At 62.7% G+C, this 16,198-nt stretch carries 14 protein-coding genes and 1 tRNA gene; 9 read left to right on the forward strand and 6 right to left on the reverse strand.

Annotated elements, in window-relative coordinates:
* Positions 1-277: 277 nt before the first annotated feature.
* Complete coding sequence (locus PMI26_RS01165; RefSeq protein WP_007980509.1) at positions 278-784, forward strand: HvfX family Cu-binding RiPP maturation protein; 507 nt, start codon at positions 278-280, stop codon at positions 782-784.
* Between the two features lie 174 nt (positions 785-958).
* On the opposite strand, the gene PMI26_RS01160 is transcribed toward PMI26_RS01165, so the two are convergent.
* Positions 959-1,933 (reverse strand): nitrilase-related carbon-nitrogen hydrolase, encoded by a 975-nt coding sequence (locus PMI26_RS01160; protein WP_007980511.1) that lies wholly within the window; start codon positions 1,931-1,933, stop codon positions 959-961.
* A gap of 102 nt (positions 1,934-2,035) precedes the next feature.
* The gene (locus PMI26_RS01155; protein ID WP_007980513.1) at positions 2,036-2,968 is read right to left on the reverse strand and encodes a GlxA family transcriptional regulator; all 933 of its coding nucleotides are present in this window, start codon (positions 2,966-2,968) and stop codon (positions 2,036-2,038) included.
* Between the two features lie 156 nt (positions 2,969-3,124).
* On the opposite strand from PMI26_RS01155, the gene PMI26_RS01150 reads away from it, so the two are divergent.
* Positions 3,125-3,787, forward strand: coding sequence for a glutathione S-transferase family protein (locus PMI26_RS01150; RefSeq protein WP_007980515.1), 663 nt, complete (start codon positions 3,125-3,127; stop codon positions 3,785-3,787).
* A 150-nt stretch (positions 3,788-3,937) separates the two neighbouring features.
* On the opposite strand, the gene PMI26_RS01145 is transcribed toward PMI26_RS01150, so the two are convergent.
* A tRNA-Gln gene (locus PMI26_RS01145) sits at positions 3,938-4,012 on the reverse strand.
* A 322-nt stretch (positions 4,013-4,334) separates the two neighbouring features.
* Here PMI26_RS01145 and PMI26_RS01140 point away from each other — a divergent pair.
* Together PMI26_RS01140 and PMI26_RS01135 are read left to right on the forward strand one after the other, a co-directional pair.
* Positions 4,335-4,763, forward strand: coding sequence for a hypothetical protein (locus tag PMI26_RS01140; protein ID WP_007980517.1), 429 nt, complete (start codon positions 4,335-4,337; stop codon positions 4,761-4,763).
* Positions 4,764-4,874: 111 nt separating this feature from the next.
* Positions 4,875-5,450 (forward strand): hypothetical protein, encoded by a 576-nt coding sequence (locus PMI26_RS01135; RefSeq protein ID WP_007980519.1) that lies wholly within the window; start codon positions 4,875-4,877, stop codon positions 5,448-5,450.
* Between the two features lie 41 nt (positions 5,451-5,491).
* Here PMI26_RS01135 and PMI26_RS01130 read toward each other — a convergent pair whose 3' ends face one another.
* The 3 genes from PMI26_RS01130 to PMI26_RS01120 form a co-directional block, all read right to left on the reverse strand.
* Positions 5,492-7,480, reverse strand: coding sequence for a peptidase U32 family protein (locus PMI26_RS01130; RefSeq protein WP_007980521.1), 1,989 nt, complete (start codon positions 7,478-7,480; stop codon positions 5,492-5,494).
* Positions 7,481-7,991: 511 nt separating this feature from the next.
* Positions 7,992-8,372, reverse strand: a complete 381-nt coding sequence (locus tag PMI26_RS01125) for a RidA family protein (protein ID WP_007980523.1) — start codon at positions 8,370-8,372, stop codon at positions 7,992-7,994.
* Positions 8,373-8,449: 77 nt separating this feature from the next.
* Entirely contained in the window at positions 8,450-9,244 is a 795-nt protein-coding gene (locus tag PMI26_RS01120) for an AraC family transcriptional regulator (protein WP_007980525.1), read from the reverse strand.
* 187 nt (positions 9,245-9,431) lie between these two features.
* On the opposite strand from PMI26_RS01120, the gene PMI26_RS01115 reads away from it, so the two are divergent.
* The 5 genes from PMI26_RS01115 (at position 9,432) to PMI26_RS01095 (ending at position 16,185) form a co-directional block, all read left to right on the forward strand.
* Positions 9,432-11,078 carry an APC family permease gene (locus PMI26_RS01115; RefSeq protein ID WP_007980528.1) on the forward strand — a complete coding sequence of 549 codons (1,647 nt, stop codon included), beginning with the start codon at positions 9,432-9,434 and terminating at the stop codon, positions 11,076-11,078.
* Between the two features lie 39 nt (positions 11,079-11,117).
* Positions 11,118-12,044, forward strand: coding sequence for a 4-hydroxyproline epimerase (locus tag PMI26_RS01110; protein WP_007980530.1), 927 nt, complete (start codon positions 11,118-11,120; stop codon positions 12,042-12,044).
* Positions 12,045-12,097: 53 nt separating this feature from the next.
* Positions 12,098-13,045 carry a dihydrodipicolinate synthase family protein gene (locus tag PMI26_RS01105; RefSeq protein ID WP_007980532.1) on the forward strand — a complete coding sequence of 316 codons (948 nt, stop codon included), beginning with the start codon at positions 12,098-12,100 and terminating at the stop codon, positions 13,043-13,045.
* Between the two features lie 278 nt (positions 13,046-13,323).
* Positions 13,324-14,895, forward strand: a complete 1,572-nt coding sequence (locus PMI26_RS01100; RefSeq protein WP_007980534.1) for an aldehyde dehydrogenase (NADP(+)) — start codon at positions 13,324-13,326, stop codon at positions 14,893-14,895.
* Positions 14,896-14,898: 3 nt separating this feature from the next.
* Entirely contained in the window at positions 14,899-16,185 is a 1,287-nt protein-coding gene (locus PMI26_RS01095; protein ID WP_007980536.1) for an FAD-dependent oxidoreductase, read from the forward strand.
* Positions 16,186-16,198: the final 13 nt, after the last annotated feature.

The following is a 16,198-nucleotide window of genomic DNA, read 5'->3' on the forward strand; positions in this document are numbered from 1 at the left end:
GCTTGCTCGCGATAGCGGCAGGACAGTCAGAATTGATGTCGACTGACACACCGCCTTCGCGAGCAAGCCCGCTCCCACACGGGTTGTGCACTTACGTATCGCAATGTATACAGCCCCGCCCCGGACACACCCCGCACGCAAAACCCCACCCCAACGACACACCGCAGATACACCCCGTTGATGAAATACGCCGGTCGATTGGCCTGGCCGATCAAAGCGCTCAACTCACGGGGCATGCCCTTGCCCCGTCTCCCCGACCTGAAGGAGATCATCGTCCATGAACACCACCCTTTCCTCGGCCGTCAAAGGCCTGAACCTGAACCTCGACCGCGCCGGCAACTGGGTTGCGCCCCTGGCGCTGCGAGCGTTCCTTGCCTGGGAATTCCTCGAGTCGGGACTGGAAAAATTCAACGGCCAGAACTGGTTCGCCGATATCCAGGAGCGCTTCCCGTTTCCGTTCGACCACCTTCCGGCGACGCTGAACTGGGAACTGTCGATGTGGGCCGAACTGATCTTCGCCATGACCTTGCTGGTGGGCCTTGGCACACGCTTCTCGGCGTTGAGCCTGATGGTGGTGACCCTCGTCGCCACCGCCGCCGTGCATTGGCCCGCCGACTGGCACACCCTGAGTGAACTTGCCCAAGGGTACGCCATCAGCAACAAGGGTTACGGCAACTTCAAGCTGCCCTTGATCTACCTTGTGGCCCTCACTCCGCTGTTGCTGTCCGGTGCCGGCAAACTCAGCCTCGACGCCCTGTTGGCGCGTTACTTCTGGCGTCGCTGAAAAAAGGGGACTTCACCGGGACACACAGATTACGAAATATCTGTAGGAGCGAGCCTGCTCGCGAAAAACGTGAGAGCACCGCGGGGTGTCAGGCTCCCCGCGTCATCGTTGACCTCCATCGCGAGCAAGCTCGCTCCTACAGGTATCGGTGTTCCCCGCAATTACCTGAACAACCTACCCAATCACTTCTTCCATCCCGGTCTGTTCGGCCAGCCTCGGATGCGCACTGCGTTCATGCACATGGGCATGCGGTGTACGGTCAATCAGCAGGCTCAGCAGTTCCGGGCGACTGTAGTGGCCGCGGGAATCCATCATGCGTTTGCGCTTGTCGATCAGGCCCATGTCGAGGTCGGCGATCACCTCGCCTTCACCTTCCTGCAACGAACCCAGCACCGTGCCATCCGGGCTGATGATCGCGGTATAGCAGCCGCCGGAGATCGGGCCGATGGCGCAGCCGGTATCCGCCATGATCTGCGCCTGTTGCTCGGGGTACAGCCATGCCGTGGAATTGACCACAAAGCACGCGGCCTCCAGCGCATGCTGGCGAATGCTGACTTCCATTTGCGAGGCAAACAGGGGACCCGCAAACGAACCCGGGTACATCGCCGCATGGATCTGTTCGCCATCGGCCATCAAGGCATAACGGGCCAGCGGGTTGAAATGCTCCCAGCAGGCCAGTTGCCCGATGCGCCCTGCCGCACTGTCGACGGCCCGCAGACCGGAACCGTCGCCCATGCCCCAGATCATGCGTTCATGGTAGGTCGGGGAGATCTTGCGGCGACGCTGGATCAGCGAGCCGTCGGCATCGAACAGCAACTGCGTGTTGTACAGCGTGCCGCCATCACGCTCGTTGACGCCGATGGACACGACCATGCCGACCTGCCTGGCCGCAGCGCCGATGGCATCAGTGGCCGGCGAAGGCACGGTGACAGCCTGGTCCAGCAGCTTGAGGTGCTCGGCGGCCATTTCGAACGGCGACTGTACGAAGGAAAAGTACGGGTAGTACGGCACGACGGTTTCCGGGAACACGGCGAATTGCACACCCTGTTCGCCGAGTTCGAGAATTTTCTGCACCACTTTGTCGACGGTGCCTTCACGGCTGTAAAGAACGGGACTGATTTGTACGGCGGCGGCTTTGACAATGGTCATGGCGGTGATCTCACTGAGGGAAGGGTTTCAACGAGATCAAGATTACGCCTATAATATTAAGTCTTGAATGTCGTATACACCACTTTTCAGGACATCAACAAATCAATCCCGACTGGCGCGCTGAATCACCTGCGGCGGCTGCCCGAAGGCACGAATGAAAGCACGACGCATCCGCTCCCGGTCACCAAACCCCGTGTCCGTCGCCACCACATCGATGGAGTGCCGCCCGCTTTCCATCATCAACCGGGCCGACTCGACCCGCAGGCGTTCGATGGCCTTGGCCGGAGACTGGCCGGTTTCGGCATGAAACACCCGGCTGAATTGCCGGGGGCTGAGATTGGCCGCGCTGGCCAGCTCTTCGACCGACAGCGCGGACTTGAGATTCTGCCGGGCGTAGTTCAGCGCGGCCTGAATCCGATCGGTCTTGGGGGCCAGTTCCAGCATCACTGAAAACTGCGACTGTCCGCCGGAACGCCGGTGGTACACCACCAACTGCCGCGCCACCTTGCGTGCAAGGTCGGCGCCCAGGTCCTGCTCCACCAGCGCCAACGCCAGGTCCACGCACGCGCTCATGCCCGCCGCCGTCCACAGATGACCATCATTGACGAAGATCCGGTCTTGCTCGACCTTCACGTTCGGGTACGCCTTGCGAAAGGCCGGCACATGCGCCCAGTGGGTGGTCGCCCGCCGACCATCAAGCAAACCGGCCTCCGCCAAGGCAGTCGCCCCTGTGCAAATCGAGCCCAGGCGTCGAGTGCCCTGACTGGCGCGGCGCAAAAACGCCAGCATGCCCGCAGTGGTCGGGCGGATCAGGTTGTCGCCCAGGACCAGCAGCGTATCGAACGCGCGCTGGTCAAACGCTTCGGTCTGCACAGCAAAACCGGCGGACGTTTGCACCAGGCCACCCGGCTCGGACAACAAGGCAATGCGGTACAACGGCTCGTCACCGGCACTGTTGGCCAATTCGAAGGCGGCACACATGGCCAGCCCGAGAACCTGAAAACCGGGATAAACAATGAGTCCGATCTGGTGCATGGCGGTATGACCCTGAACGTGGCATGCCTGATATTCAGGCCAGGATCTGCACTCTAACCCGAACAGCCCGCACCGCACATCATGATGGCGCGCCTCGCGCATTGACCGATGGCGACGGATAATGAAGCGGTTTGCATCTCACCGAGGAATGGAAGGATGTCACTGACTCTTTATTTCCACCCGCTCTCGTCGTTCTGCCACAAAACGCTGATCGCCCTCTATGAATTGGACATCGAGTTTGAAAAAAGGGTGATCGACCTGGGCAACGACGCCGACCGGGCCGAACTTCAAGCGCTGTGGCCGATCGGCAAGTTCCCGATGCTTCGCGATCACACCCGGCAAAAGAATGTGCCGGAATCGAGTGTGATCATTGAATATCTGGACCGGCTTCATACCGGCCCGGCACACCTGATTCCCCACGATTGGGAAGCCGCCCTGGAAGTGCGGCTGTGGGATCGCTTTTTCGACCTCCACGTACAGGTGCCGATGCAGAAGATCGTCGCTGACCGCCTGAACGCCGCCAACGGCGACCTGACTCGCGAGCGCGCCGCGCTGACAACGGCGTACGGCCTGCTTGAACGGCAACTGGCGGCAAAAACCTGGGTGGCCAGTCCGGCATTCAGCATGGCCGATTGCGCCGCCGCCCCGGCGCTGTTCTACGCCAGCACCCTCGTCCCCTTTGCCGACGATCAGCGCCACTTGCGCGCTTATTTCGACAGGTTGACCGAAAGACCCTCGGTCAAGCGGGTGATCGACGAGGCAAGGCCCTGGTTTGCCTGGTATCCGTTTGCCGAGGCCATCCCGGAGCGCTTTCGCTAGAGGCTCGCGCACAAAGACCTTGCGCGAGCCTTGGCTGCACGCGGGTTTGCGAGGGAACATCCGGAACATGAAAAACGAGCGCAAAAAACCGGCGAATCGACGAATAACAACCGTCGGTCGAGTGTTTTCTGATTGAGCAATAAGAAAAAATGGCAGGGGCGGCTGGATTCGAACCAACGCATGGCAGGATCAAAACCTGCTGCCTTACCGCTTGGCGACGCCCCTGTATCTGTTGCGATGAGTGCCAGGCACTCGCTTTCTTGAGTGGCAACAAGTGCTGTTGCCTGCTTGCGTGACAGGCTCCCTGAGGGCCTGTGCAAGAGTGGGCGGCAATTTACCAACTTTTGCCTTGTATGGGAAGCCCCAATAAAACAATTTGTTTTTTAAAACAGACGCTTAGTGTTCAGCCAAGTCCCGGGGAAGTGCTCGGCGCACATTCGGCCCGATCACGTCTGCTACGCTTTTCCTTTAGGGGATGGAATCGGAAATCGTTTGCTCAACACCCCTCCTTTACCATTTGAGGGCGCAAAATGTGAAAGGCAAACTGATGGGCACCTTTGCAACCATCCTGGTGGTCGGGGCCGCGATTTATGGACTGAACACCTGGGAACACATCGAGAGCCAGCGACAGGAAGCGGTCTGCAGGGCTGCCCGGGAGCATCTCAACGGCCTGGAAACCCAGGCGCGGGCCCTGGCCTCCGGGTTGACGGTCGAAGCCTATGCCGAGGCCGAAAAAGCCGAGGCCGGCCAGTTGGTCCTGGCACTTGATACGGCCAGGAACGAAGCCGAGGTCAATGCCGTCATCGACAAACACGCCGCCGCCATCGAAGCACAGATAACGGCCGAAGACGCCGAAGTCCACTCCCGCAGCGATCAACCCTTCCTCGGCCAGGAACTCAAAAAGCAACGCATCCCCACCGACATCAAACAGGAATTCAAACGAGCTGAAAAAGCCGTCCTCGAGACCTGTGGATAGCAACGACTGCTGCTCCAGGTTTGTCGCCAGCGTCTAGACTCCAGCAAGAGCAGGTTGCAACCAGACTCCGCGTTTAAAACAAAAATAACTACAAACGAGGACGCCCAAACTTTGAAACTATCAACCCTCTGCGCCATCGCGGGCCTGCTGGTGTCGGTCGCGGTGTCTGCCAACGGCGTCATTCCTGTCCTCGAACTGGACTTCACACGGTCTGCAACCGAAACCCTGAAAAAAATCGGCATCAGTGACGCGTGCGTCATTGGCGCCTCGAGCCCCGTTGCGTTCACTTTCTGCCGGGAAGGATCGTCGACACTGTGGAAGTATCAGGCACTGGATCTGGAGCAGATGGCGGCGATGCAAGATGCAAAGCAGTCCCCGGCGGCCTACCAACCGGTTTCCGTGGTGGAATTCGGGAGTCCGGCCTGTGAACACGAGGGCAGCCTGGCCGCCACTGGAAAACCGCCGATACGCAGGCTGATCCTCGGCCTGATCGCCATGTCCCTGCTGATCGGCTTGCGCTACAGCTATCGGGCCATGCGGCAGCGCCGCCAGGCCCCCACCGCGTACGCGCATCCCCTTGAGCAGGCGGCGAGTGGATTTCAGGCCAGCGCACAGGCAAAAGCCCTGGCAGCCTTTGGCCTCGCGGTTGCCGTGGCAGTCGTCTACTTCAATTACACGGGGTTTTGAACAACAGGTGAGCGCGCCGTTGCGGCGCGCTCACCTGTTGTTCAGTGCGGTGCGCGCGGGATGGTCTTGAGCAGGTCTTCGGGGCTGATGTGACCGACCACGCTGCCCGGTTGCGGCAGGTTGAGGATGTGGCCCTTCATCTTGCCGATGATGTGCATCTCGCATGGCTTGCAATCGAACTTCAGCGTCAGCACTTCATCGCCGTGAATCAGTTGCATCGGCGCGACCTTGGTGCGCACGCCGGTCACGCCCTTGGCCTGTTTCGGGCACAGGTTGAAGGAGAAACGCAGGCAGTGCTTGGTGATCATCACCGGCACTTCGCCGGCTTCCTCGTGGGCCTCGTAGGCCGCGTCGATCAGCTTGACCCCATGGCGGTGATAGAAGTCGCGGGCCTTCTGGTTGTAGACGTTGGCCAGGAAGGTCAGGTGCGACTCCGGGTACACCGGCGGCGGAGTGGTTTCGGCTTTACGGCTGCCGCGCGGGTGGGCGGCGACCCGCGCCTGGGTCAAGGCCTCTATCACTTCGCGGCGCAAGGCCTTGAGCTGCGAGTTCGGGATGAAGAACGCCTGCGGCGCATCCAGCTTGATGTCGATGGCGTGGTACTGGGTGGTCCCCAGCTGGCCGAGCAGATCCTGCAATTGCTCCAGCGCCTGCTCCGGCTTGTTGGCCGCGCCGAACGGGCCGGCCAGGGTGACGCTGGCACTGATGCCTTCCTCGCTGGTCGCGGTCAGCTCCAGTTGTTCTTCCCGCAGGCGAGCGACCCAGTTCAGGGCGATGCGACGCTCGGCCGAGGTCCGTTGCAGCGCCTGTTGCCAGTTGTGATCGAGATTGCGATTCAGCGGATGGTTGGGGCGCAGCTTGTACATCCCCTCCGGCATCTCGTTGGGCTCGACGCGATAGCGATAACGCTTCTCGCCGTCCTCCTCGAATTCGCCCTTGGGTTCGGCGATGTTGGCGCGGAAACCCACCACTTCACGCTTGACCAGCACGTTGAGACCGTCACCGTTGGACAGCGGCTCGTGCGTCACGACCTGCATGTCACGCTTGGCGACCTTCTCGACCACACCCACTGGCAGACCGGTGAAGGTCGGCGAGTCAAAGGCGCCGATATCGATCTTGCGGTCAGTGACGAAGTAATCGGTGCTGCCACGGTGGAAGGTTTTTTCCGGGTCGGGCAGGAAGAAGTGCGCGGTGCGGCCGCTGGAGGCGCGGGCCAGGTCCGGGCGGTCTTCGAGGACGTCGTCGAGACGCTGGCGGTAGTAGGCGGTGATGTTCTTCACATAGCCCATGTCCTTGTAGCGGCCTTCGATCTTGAACGAGCGCACGCCCGCCTCGACCAGCGCGCGGATGTTGGCGCTCTGGTTGTTGTCCTTCATCGACAGCAGGTGCTTTTCGTAAGCGATCACCCCACCCTTTTCGTCCTTGAGGGTGTACGGCAGGCGGCAAGCCTGGGAGCAGTCGCCACGGTTGGCGCTGCGCCCGGTCTGCGCGTGGGAAATGTTGCACTGGCCGGAAAACGCCACGCACAACGCGCCATGGATAAAGAACTCGATGGCCGCGTCGGTTTCGTCGGCGATGGCGCGGATTTCCTTGAGGTTCAGCTCGCGGGCCAGCACCAGTTGCGAGAACCCGGCCTGATCGAGGAACTTCGCCCGCTCCAGGGTGCGGATGTCGGTCTGGGTACTGGCGTGCAGTTCGATCGGCGGGATGTCCAGCTCCATCACACCCAGGTCCTGGACGATCAGCGCATCGACGCCGGCGTCGTACAACTGGTGGATCAGCTGGCGGGCCGGCTCCAGTTCGTTGTCGTGCAGGATCGTGTTGATGGTGGTGAAGATCCGCGCGTGATAACGACGGGCGAACTCCACCAGCTCGGCAATCTCGCTCACCTCGTTGCAGGCGTTGTGGCGGGCGCCGAAGCTCGGGCCGCCGATGTACACGGCATCGGCACCATGCAGGATAGCCTCGCGGGCGATGGCGACATCGCGGGCGGGGCTGAGCAATTCCAGGTGATGTTTGGGCAAAGACATAGTTTTTTAGTCAGGCTTGTCACGGTCGAGGCGTGCATTGTAGCGGCGAAACGCCTGACCGGCACCCGTATGCTGCCAGGTGGCGTTTCGGGCAAGCCTGGCCAGCCTCAATCCCTGTAGGAGCGAGCCTGCTCGCGATGGACGTTAACGATGACGCGGGCATTCTGTATGCACGCGTCGCCCTTGTGTTCATCGCGAGCAAGCTCGCTCCTGCATTTGATCGGCGTTGACCAAAAATTTAGCCCACGCCCAACATCCCCTGTGGGAGCGAGCCTGCTCGCGAAAGCGGTGTGACAGCCAAAATTGATGTCGACTGACACGCCGCCATCGCGGGCAAGCCCGCTCCCACAAAAGGTCTTATGTCGTACTCAGAATTTGTGCACAACAACATTCAACTGTGGGAGCGGGCTTGCCCGCGAAAGCGCTGGGTCAGTCAACACTTGTGCAAGCTGACACTCCGCCTTCGCGAGCAGGCTCGCTCCCACAAGGGGTTTTGTGCGTATCGCAGCGATCAGGCCTTGGCCGCCATCGCGGTCACTTCCACGCGCATGCCTTCCACCGCCAGCGAGGCAACCCCGACAGCAGCGCGCACCGGCCACGGCTTGGCGAAGTAGCGCTTGTAGACCTCGTTGAACGCGGCGCGGTCGGCCATGTCGGTGAGGTAGATGGTCAGGTGCATCACGCGGTCCATGGAACTGCCGGCACGTTCCAGGGCAACCTTCAGCGCTTGCAGGGTGCATTCGCTTTGCAGGGTGATGTCGCCCAGTTCCAGGCTGCCGTCGGCACGGGTGGGGATCTGGGTGGAGACCAGCACACCGCCGAAACCGACGACGTCGGAGGAAATCGAATCGGCATCGAGGTCAGGCGTAAAGGTCAGGTCGTGGTTTGCCATTGGAAGTTCTCTTGCTTGAAAGGGTAAGGCGAGCGCCTTTTGCGCCGCCAGTTTACAGGGCCATTCCCGGCGCGTCGCTAATCCGCAGCGCTCGCCTGCTCAAGACCGGTGGCCTGGCGGTACTGGCGCGGGGTGAAACCGGTCAAGGCCTTGAACTGCCGGGTGAAGGCACTGTGGTCGGTATAGCCACATTGCAAGGCGACGTCTGTGATCGGCAGGTCGGTGTGGAGCAGTCGATGCGCATGCTCCAGGCGAACCTTCTGGATCATTTGCCGCGGCGTCAGGTGGAACACGCGTTTGCAGTAGCGCTCCAGTTGCGCCACGGAAATCCCGGCGATGCGTGTCAGCTCGCCAAGGGTGACGCGCCGGTTGAAATGCGCGCGAATGTGCTCGTCCACCGCCGCCAGGCGCTGGTACGCCGGGTGTGTGTCACTGGCCGATTGCAGGTCGACTGAGATGCCCGCCAGACCGATGATTTCATTGCGGCGGTTATACAAGGGTCGCTTATGGGTCAGGCACCAGCCTGGCTCGCGGCTGCCGTACAGATGCAATTCCAGCTGGTCTTCCAGGACAAAACCCTGCTCCAGCACCCGCCGGTCCTGCTCGGTGTAACCCGGCCCCAGTTGCTCGGGAAACACCTCGGCGCTGGTTTTCCCCAGCAAGGGTTTGAGCTGCTTCAAGCCACAGCGCTGCACCAGCGTGCGGTTGGCCATGACATAGCGCGCCTGCACATCCTTGATGAAGATCGCCGCATTCGGAATGACATCGAGCATGGGCAACAGAAGCGCTACGCCTGCCAGCAGTTGCTCGATGGATTCGGGGCGGTTCGAGTCGTCGCCCTGGCACAACAGCGCAAACGCATCCTGAGTCATCCACCGGCCCCTCGCAAAAATCAGACAGTTTCCATTGTGCTGATTTCGTCATCGACACCCAAGCAAAACATCAATCGCGAGCACGCCGCCAAGTTCACTCTATGGCCACCGCCCTCCCCGGCAAAACCGATCAGGGCGATTTGAAGTGCACACCTGCCTATCCAATAACTCACAAGAAGGCGATGCCATGTCAGGCCAAGGCAAGTTCAAAAAACAACTTTCGTTGATAGACCTTACGTTTATCGGACTGGGGGCGATCTTCGGCTCCGGCTGGCTGTTCGCAGCCAGTCACGTGTCCGCCATCGCGGGGCCGGCGGGGATTTTTTCCTGGCTGCTGGGCGGTTTTGCGGTGCTGCTGCTGGGCATCGTCTACTGTGAACTCGGCGCCGCATTGCCCCGTGCCGGCGGTGTGATTCGCTACCCGGTTTACTCCCACGGCCCGCTGTTGGGCTACCTGATGGGCTTCATCACGCTGATCGCGTTTTCCAGCCTGGTGGCCATCGAGGTGGTCGCCGCGCGCCAGTACGCCGCGGCGTGGTTTCCCGCATTGACCCAGGCCGGTTCCAGCAATCCGACGGCGCTTGGCTGGCTGGTGCAGTTCGGCCTGCTGTGCCTGTTCTTCATGCTCAACTACTACAGCGTAAAAACCTTCGCCAAGGCCAACAACCTGATCAGTATGTTCAAGTTCATCGTGCCGTTGCTGGTGATCGGCGTACTGTTCACCTTCTTCAAACCGGAGAACTTCCAGTCCCAGGGCTTCATGCCGTTCGGGCTGTCCGGTGTCGAGATGGCGGTGTCCGCCGGCGGCATCATCTTCGCTTACCTGGGGCTGACGCCGATCATCTCGGTGGCCAGCGAAGTGAAGAATCCGCAACGCACCATTCCCATTGCGCTGATCCTCTCCGTGCTGCTCTCCACCGCGATCTATGTGCTGTTGCAAGTGGCATTCCTCGGCGGCGTGCCCACCGAAATGCTCGCCAACGGCTGGGCCGGCGTCGCCAAGGAACTGGCCCTGCCCTACCGCGACATCGCCCTGGCACTGGGTGTGGGTTGGCTGGCTTATCTGGTGGTGGCCGACGCGGTGATCTCCCCCAGCGGTTGCGGCAACATCTACATGAACGCCACCCCGCGAGTGATCTACGGCTGGGCGCAGACCGGCACCTTCTTCAAGGTCTTCACCCGCATTGACGAAAAGTCCGGCATCCCGCGTCCGGCACTGTGGCTGACCTTTGCCCTGTCGGTGTTCTGGACCCTGCCCTTCCCTTCGTGGGAAGCCCTGATCAACGTGGTCTCCGCCGCGCTGGTGCTGAGCTACGCCGTGGCCCCGGTGTCGGTGGCCGCCCTGCGGCGCAATGCGCCGGACATGCCGCGGCCATTCAAGGTCAAGCGCATGGGCGTGCTGGGTCCGCTGTCGTTCATCATCGCCGCGCTGATCGTCTACTGGTCGGGCTGGAGCACCGTGTCCTGGCTGCTCGGCCTGCAGATCCTGATGTTCGTGATTTACCTGCTGTGCGGTCGTTTCGTACCGACCCAACACCTGAGTCTGGCCCAGCAAGTGCGCTCTTCGGCATGGCTGATCGGCTTCTACGCCGTGACCATCGTGCTGTCCTGGCTCGGCAGCTTCGGCGGCATGGGCGTACTCACCCACCCTTTCGACACCCTGGTCGTGGCGGCCTGTGCGATGGGCATCTACTACTGGGGCGCGGCCACCGGCGTGCCGGCGCATCTGATTCGCCTGGACGACGAGGATGCGGAAAGCGAAACCGAACCAGCCTATACCCAGGCACCCGGCGGCCAACGTCCGATCGGCGCGGCGACCCAGACTTCACGCTGAGATTCCGGCTATTAACGCCTTCTTCGAATGGATAGATTCATGAAAAAAGTACAGGTGATTGACTCACACACCGGCGGCGAGCCGACTCGCCTGGTGATGTCGGGTTTGCCCCAGCTGGCTGGCCGGACCATGGCCGAGAAGCGCGACACCTTTCGCGAGCAGCATGACCCATGGCGTCGCGCCTGCCTGCTGGAGCCCCGTGGCAACGATGTGCTGGTGGGTGCGCTGTATTGCGAACCGGTGTCGCCGGATGCCACTTGCGGCGTGATCTTCTTCAACAACGCCGGCTACCTCGGCATGTGCGGTCACGGCACCATCGGCCTGGTCAACTCGTTGCATTACCTGGGTCACATCCAGCCCGGCGAGCACAAGATCGATACGCCGGTCGGCCCGGTCAACGCCACGCTGCATGAGGACGGCAACGTCACCCTGCGCAACGTGCCCGCCTACCGCTACCGCCACCAGGTGCCGGTCGACGTGCCCGGACATGGCCGTGTCTACGGCGACATCGCCTGGGGCGGCAACTGGTTTTACCTGGTGTCCGACCACGGTCAGGCGTTGCAGATGGACAACGTCGAGTTCCTCACCGAGTACACCTGGGCCATGCTCAAGGCCCTCCAGGATCAGGGCATCCACGGTGAAGACGGCGCGCTGATCGACCACATCGAACTGTTCGCCGAGGACGACCACGCCGACAGCCGCAACTTCGTCATGTGCCCCGGCAAGGCCTACGACCGCTCACCCTGCGGCACCGGCACCAGCGCAAAACTGGCGTGCCTGGCGGTCGACGGAAAACTCGCCGCCGGTGAACGCTGGGTCCAGGCCAGCATCACCGCCAGCCAGTTCGTCGGCCGTTTCGAATGGGAAGGCGAACGCATCATCCCGTTCATCACCGGCCGCGCCTACATGACCGCCGACAGCACCTTGCTGATCGACGAGCAGGATCCCTTTGCGTGGGGCATCTGAGCCCCACGCCTCTTCCCTAAATCTGAATGAACGCTTCAAGGAGTGACAACACAATGAGCGATAACATTTTCACTGGCTGCATCCCTGCCCTGATGACCCCATGCACCGCCCAGCGCAAGCCGGACTTCGACGCACTGGTGGCCAAGGGTCGCGAGCTGATCGACATCGGCATGAGCGCCGTGGTGTATTGCGGCTCCATGGGCGACTGGCCGCTGCTGACCGAAGCCGAGCGTCAGGAAGGCGTGGCGCGCCTGGTGGCCGCTGGCGTGCCAACCATCGTCGGCACCGGTGCCGTCAACAGCCGCGAAGCGGTGTCCCATGCGGCACACGCGGCCAAGGTCGGCGCCCATGGCTTGATGGTCATCCCACGCGTGCTGTCCCGCGGCGCTTCGGCCACCGCGCAAAAAGCCCACTTCGCCGCGATCCTCCAGGCCGCTCCTGGCCTGCCGGCGGTGATCTACAACAGCCCCTACTACGGCTTCGCCACCCGCGCCGACCTGTTCTTCGAACTGCGCCGCGAGTACCCGAACCTGATCGGCTTCAAGGAATTCGGCGGTGCGGCCGACCTGCGCTATGCGGCCGAGCACATCACTTCCAAGGACGATGACGTGACCTTGATGGTCGGTGTCGACACCCAGGTGGTCCACGGTTTCGTCAACTGCAACGCCACCGGCGCCATCACCGGCATCGGCAACGCACTGCCGCGCGAAGTGTTGCGCCTGGTGGCCTTGAGCAAACAAGCGGCCAAGGGTGATGCCAAGGCCCGTCGCCAGGCCCGGGAACTGGAATCGGCACTCGCCGTGCTGTCGTCCTTCGATGAAGGCTGCGACCTGGTGCTCTACTACAAGCACCTGATGGTGCTCAACGGCGACAAGGAATACAGCCTGCACTTCAACGAAACCGACGCGCTCAGCGACGCCCAGCGTCGTTATGCCGAGAACCAGTACGCGCTGTTCCGCCAGTGGTACGAGCAGTGGTCGGCGGAGCAGGACTTCGCCTGACGTCCGGCCTGTACAGCGGCGTGCCAGGGTGCGCCGCCTTTGTTTTCGTCCCATGGAGCCTAATGCCGATCAATAAAGGGATCGACCAGCGCTGATCACCTGTGGCGAGGGAGCTCGCTCCCGCTGGACTGCGCAGCAGGCCCATTTGTTGGGGCCGCTTCGCTGCCCGACGGGAGCAAGCTCCCTCGCCACAGGGGCTCGGCTTGACTGATCGGCATTACCCCCTGGAGCCCCGTTGTTTCGCTGACGGAACCGCCCAATTTTTTTAAGGAAACACCATGACTCTGACAGGCAACATGCTGATCGGCCAGCAGGCCATCACCGGCAACCGCGAAGCGATCCGCGGCATCGACCCGGCCACTGATCTGCCCCTCGAACCGGCCTATCACGGTGGCAGCGGCGAACACGTCGAGCAGGCCTGCGCCCTGGCGTGGAGTGCCCTGGACAGCTATCGCGCGACATCCCTGGACGCCCGCGCCGAATTCCTCGAAACCATCGCCAGTGAAATCGAAGCCCTCGGCGATGAGTTGATCGACCGCGCCGTGGCCGAGACCGGCCTGCCACGCCCGCGCATCCAGGGTGAACGCGGCCGCACCTGCCAGCAGCTGCGCACCTTTGCCCGCACCGTGCGGGCCGGTGAGTGGCTGGATGTACGGGTCGACTCCGCACTGCCGGAACGCCAGCCCCTGCCCCGCCCGGACCTGCGTCAGCGTCAGGTCCCGCTCGGCCCGGTGGCAGTGTTCGGCGCCAGCAACTTTCCCCTGGCCTTCTCGGTTGCCGGCGGCGACACCGCATCGGCGCTGGCCGCCGGTTGCCCGGTGATCGTCAAGGCCCATGGCGCGCACCCCGGCACCAGTGAACTGATGGGCCGGGCGCTGGCTCGCGCCGTCAAACTGTGCGGGCTGCACGAAGGCGTGTTCTCGCTGCTGTTCGGCTCCGGCCGCGAAGTGGGCATCGCCCTGGTCAGCGATCCGCGCATCAAGGCCGTGGGTTTTACCGGCTCACGCAGCGGTGGCATGGCCTTGTGCAGCGCGGCCCAGGCGCGGCCCGAGCCGATCCCGGTGTATGCGGAAATGAGCTCGATCAACCCGGTATTGCTGTTCCCGGCGGCCCTGCAATCGCGAGCCGAAACACTGGCGCAAGGCTTCGTCGCCTCCCTCACCCAAGGCGCCGGCCAGTTCTGCACCAACCCAGGTCTGGTGATTGCCCGCCAGGGCCCGGACCTTGAGCGGTTCATCAAGACAGCTGCGCAACTGCTACAGAACAGCCCGGCGCAGACCATGCTCACCCCCGGCATCTTCAACGCTTACGAGTCCGGCGTCGGTTCGCTGGCCGAACACGCGCAAACCGTGGCAAGGGGCCTACGGGGCGAAACGCCTAACCAGTGCCAGGCCCACCTGTTCGTCACCCAGGCCCGTGACTTTCTCGACAACCCGGCGTTGCAGGCGGAAGTGTTCGGTGCCGCATCGTTGATCGTGCAATGCACCAGCGACGAGGAAATCCGCCAGGTCATCGAACAGCTTGAAGGTCAATTGACCGCCACCCTGCACTTGGACGACGGCGATGTGGAGAGCGCCCGCGCCTTGCTGCCGACCCTGGAACGCAAGGCCGGGCGCCTGTTGGTCAATGGTTGGCCGACCGGGGTGGAGGTGTGCGACGCCATGGTCCATGGCGGCCCGTTCCCGGCGACATCCGATGCGCGCAGCACCTCGGTCGGCACCGCCGCCATCCTGCGTTTCTTGCGCCCGGTCTGCTATCAGGACTTCCCCGACGCCTTGCTGCCGGCCGCGCTCAAGCACGACAATCCGTTGCAGTTGCGTCGCCTGCTCGACGGCCAGAGAGAAGCCTAGGCCATGTCCAACGACTCCCTTTTCAACAGCCCCAATACAGTGGCGGACGTTGCCGTGATCGGCGCCGGCATCATCGGCGTCGCTTGCGCCCTGCGCCTGGCGCGCCAGGGCCGGCGGGTGGTGGTCATCGATCAACAGGAGCCTGGCCGTGGCGCCTCGTTCGGCAATGCCGGGCACCTGGCCACGGAACAGGTGTTCCCCATCGCCGACCTGTCCATCCTCAAACGCCTGCCGGCCATGCTCATGGACCCGATGGGCCCGCTGCGCCTGGACTGGAAATACATGCCCCGGGCCTTGCCCTGGTTCGCACGCCTGCTGCTGAACCTGCGCCCGGCGCCGTTCCAGCGCACCGTGGCCGGCATCCGCGCGCTCAATGAAAGCAGCCTGGGTGCCTGGCAGCGCTTGCTGCAGGCGATCGACCGTCCCGAACTGATGAAGGAAGACGGCTCGTTGCTGGTGTTCGAGCGCGCCGACTCGCAACAGGCCATCGAGGCGCTACAGGTGCGCATGCGCCAGCAGCAGGTGCCAGTGGATTTCTGGCAGGCCAAGGCGGTACGCGAGGCGGCGCCGCAACTGAGCGAGCAGATCCAGGGTGGATTGTTCTTCCCGCGCACCGGGCATTTTCTCGATCCCTTCCGGGTGGTCGGCGAACTGGTCCGCGCCGCTAAAAGCAGCGGCGTGCAGTTCCTCAAGCTGCGGGTCGAGGGCGGGCAATTGAATGAACACGGCGTGTCGTTGATCACCGATCAGGGCCGACTCACCAGCCACCAGGTGCTGATCGCCTGCGGCGCGCATTCCGCGAAACTCACGGCCACGCTGACCGGCAAGAAGGTGCCGCTGGACACCGAGCGCGGCTATCACCTGATGCTGCCCCACGAACACGGGCGCCTGCCGTTCGCCGTCACGTCGCTGGAGCGCAAGTTCATCATGACGCCGATGGCAGACGGGCTGCGCCTGGCCGGCACCGTTGAATTCGCCGGCCTGGAGTGCCCGCCAACCATGGAGCGCGCCTGGCAGTTGCATCGCCTGAGCAAAGGCCTGTTCAAGCGTGAACTGAGTGCAGAAGCCGCCACGCCATGGATGGGTTTCCGCCCCTCCCTGCCCGACTCCCTGCCGATCATCGACCGGGTGTGCGACGGCAAGGTCCTGCTTGCCTTCGGCCATCAGCACCTGGGGTTGACCCAGGCGGCGGTCACGGCAGAGATGATCGCGCAAATGGCCTCGCCCTTGACCGACACCCAGCCCCACAGCCTGCCAGCGACGGCGCCGTACCGGCTGGATCGGTTCTAAAAGCGCACCTTTT

It is taken from the genome of Pseudomonas sp. GM33 (assembly GCF_000282295.1).
In the GTDB taxonomy this organism is placed as follows: Bacteria; Pseudomonadota; Gammaproteobacteria; order Pseudomonadales; family Pseudomonadaceae; genus Aquipseudomonas; species Aquipseudomonas laurylsulfatiphila.

Excerpts from the sequence above, each read along its gene's own strand:
- PMI26_RS01165 (WP_007980509.1), top strand. The coding sequence starts at position 278 with ATGAACACCACCCTTTCCTCGGCCGTCAAAGGCCTGAACCTGAACCTC.
- PMI26_RS01160 (WP_007980511.1), bottom strand. The coding sequence starts at position 1,933 with ATGACCATTGTCAAAGCCGCCGCCGTACAAATCAGTCCCGTTCTTTAC.
- PMI26_RS01155 (WP_007980513.1), bottom strand. The coding sequence starts at position 2,968 with ATGCACCAGATCGGACTCATTGTTTATCCCGGTTTTCAGGTTCTCGGG.
- PMI26_RS01150 (WP_007980515.1), top strand. The coding sequence starts at position 3,125 with ATGTCACTGACTCTTTATTTCCACCCGCTCTCGTCGTTCTGCCACAAA.
- PMI26_RS01140 (WP_007980517.1), top strand. The coding sequence starts at position 4,335 with ATGGGCACCTTTGCAACCATCCTGGTGGTCGGGGCCGCGATTTATGGA.
- PMI26_RS01130 (WP_007980521.1), bottom strand. The coding sequence starts at position 7,480 with ATGTCTTTGCCCAAACATCACCTGGAATTGCTCAGCCCCGCCCGCGAT.
- PMI26_RS01125 (WP_007980523.1), bottom strand. The coding sequence starts at position 8,372 with ATGGCAAACCACGACCTGACCTTTACGCCTGACCTCGATGCCGATTCG.
- PMI26_RS01120 (WP_007980525.1), bottom strand. The coding sequence starts at position 9,244 with ATGACTCAGGATGCGTTTGCGCTGTTGTGCCAGGGCGACGACTCGAAC.
- PMI26_RS01115 (WP_007980528.1), top strand. The coding sequence starts at position 9,432 with ATGTCAGGCCAAGGCAAGTTCAAAAAACAACTTTCGTTGATAGACCTT.
- PMI26_RS01110 (WP_007980530.1), top strand. The coding sequence starts at position 11,118 with ATGAAAAAAGTACAGGTGATTGACTCACACACCGGCGGCGAGCCGACT.
- PMI26_RS01105 (WP_007980532.1), top strand. The coding sequence starts at position 12,098 with ATGAGCGATAACATTTTCACTGGCTGCATCCCTGCCCTGATGACCCCA.
- PMI26_RS01100 (WP_007980534.1), top strand. The coding sequence starts at position 13,324 with ATGACTCTGACAGGCAACATGCTGATCGGCCAGCAGGCCATCACCGGC.
- PMI26_RS01095 (WP_007980536.1), top strand. The coding sequence starts at position 14,899 with ATGTCCAACGACTCCCTTTTCAACAGCCCCAATACAGTGGCGGACGTT.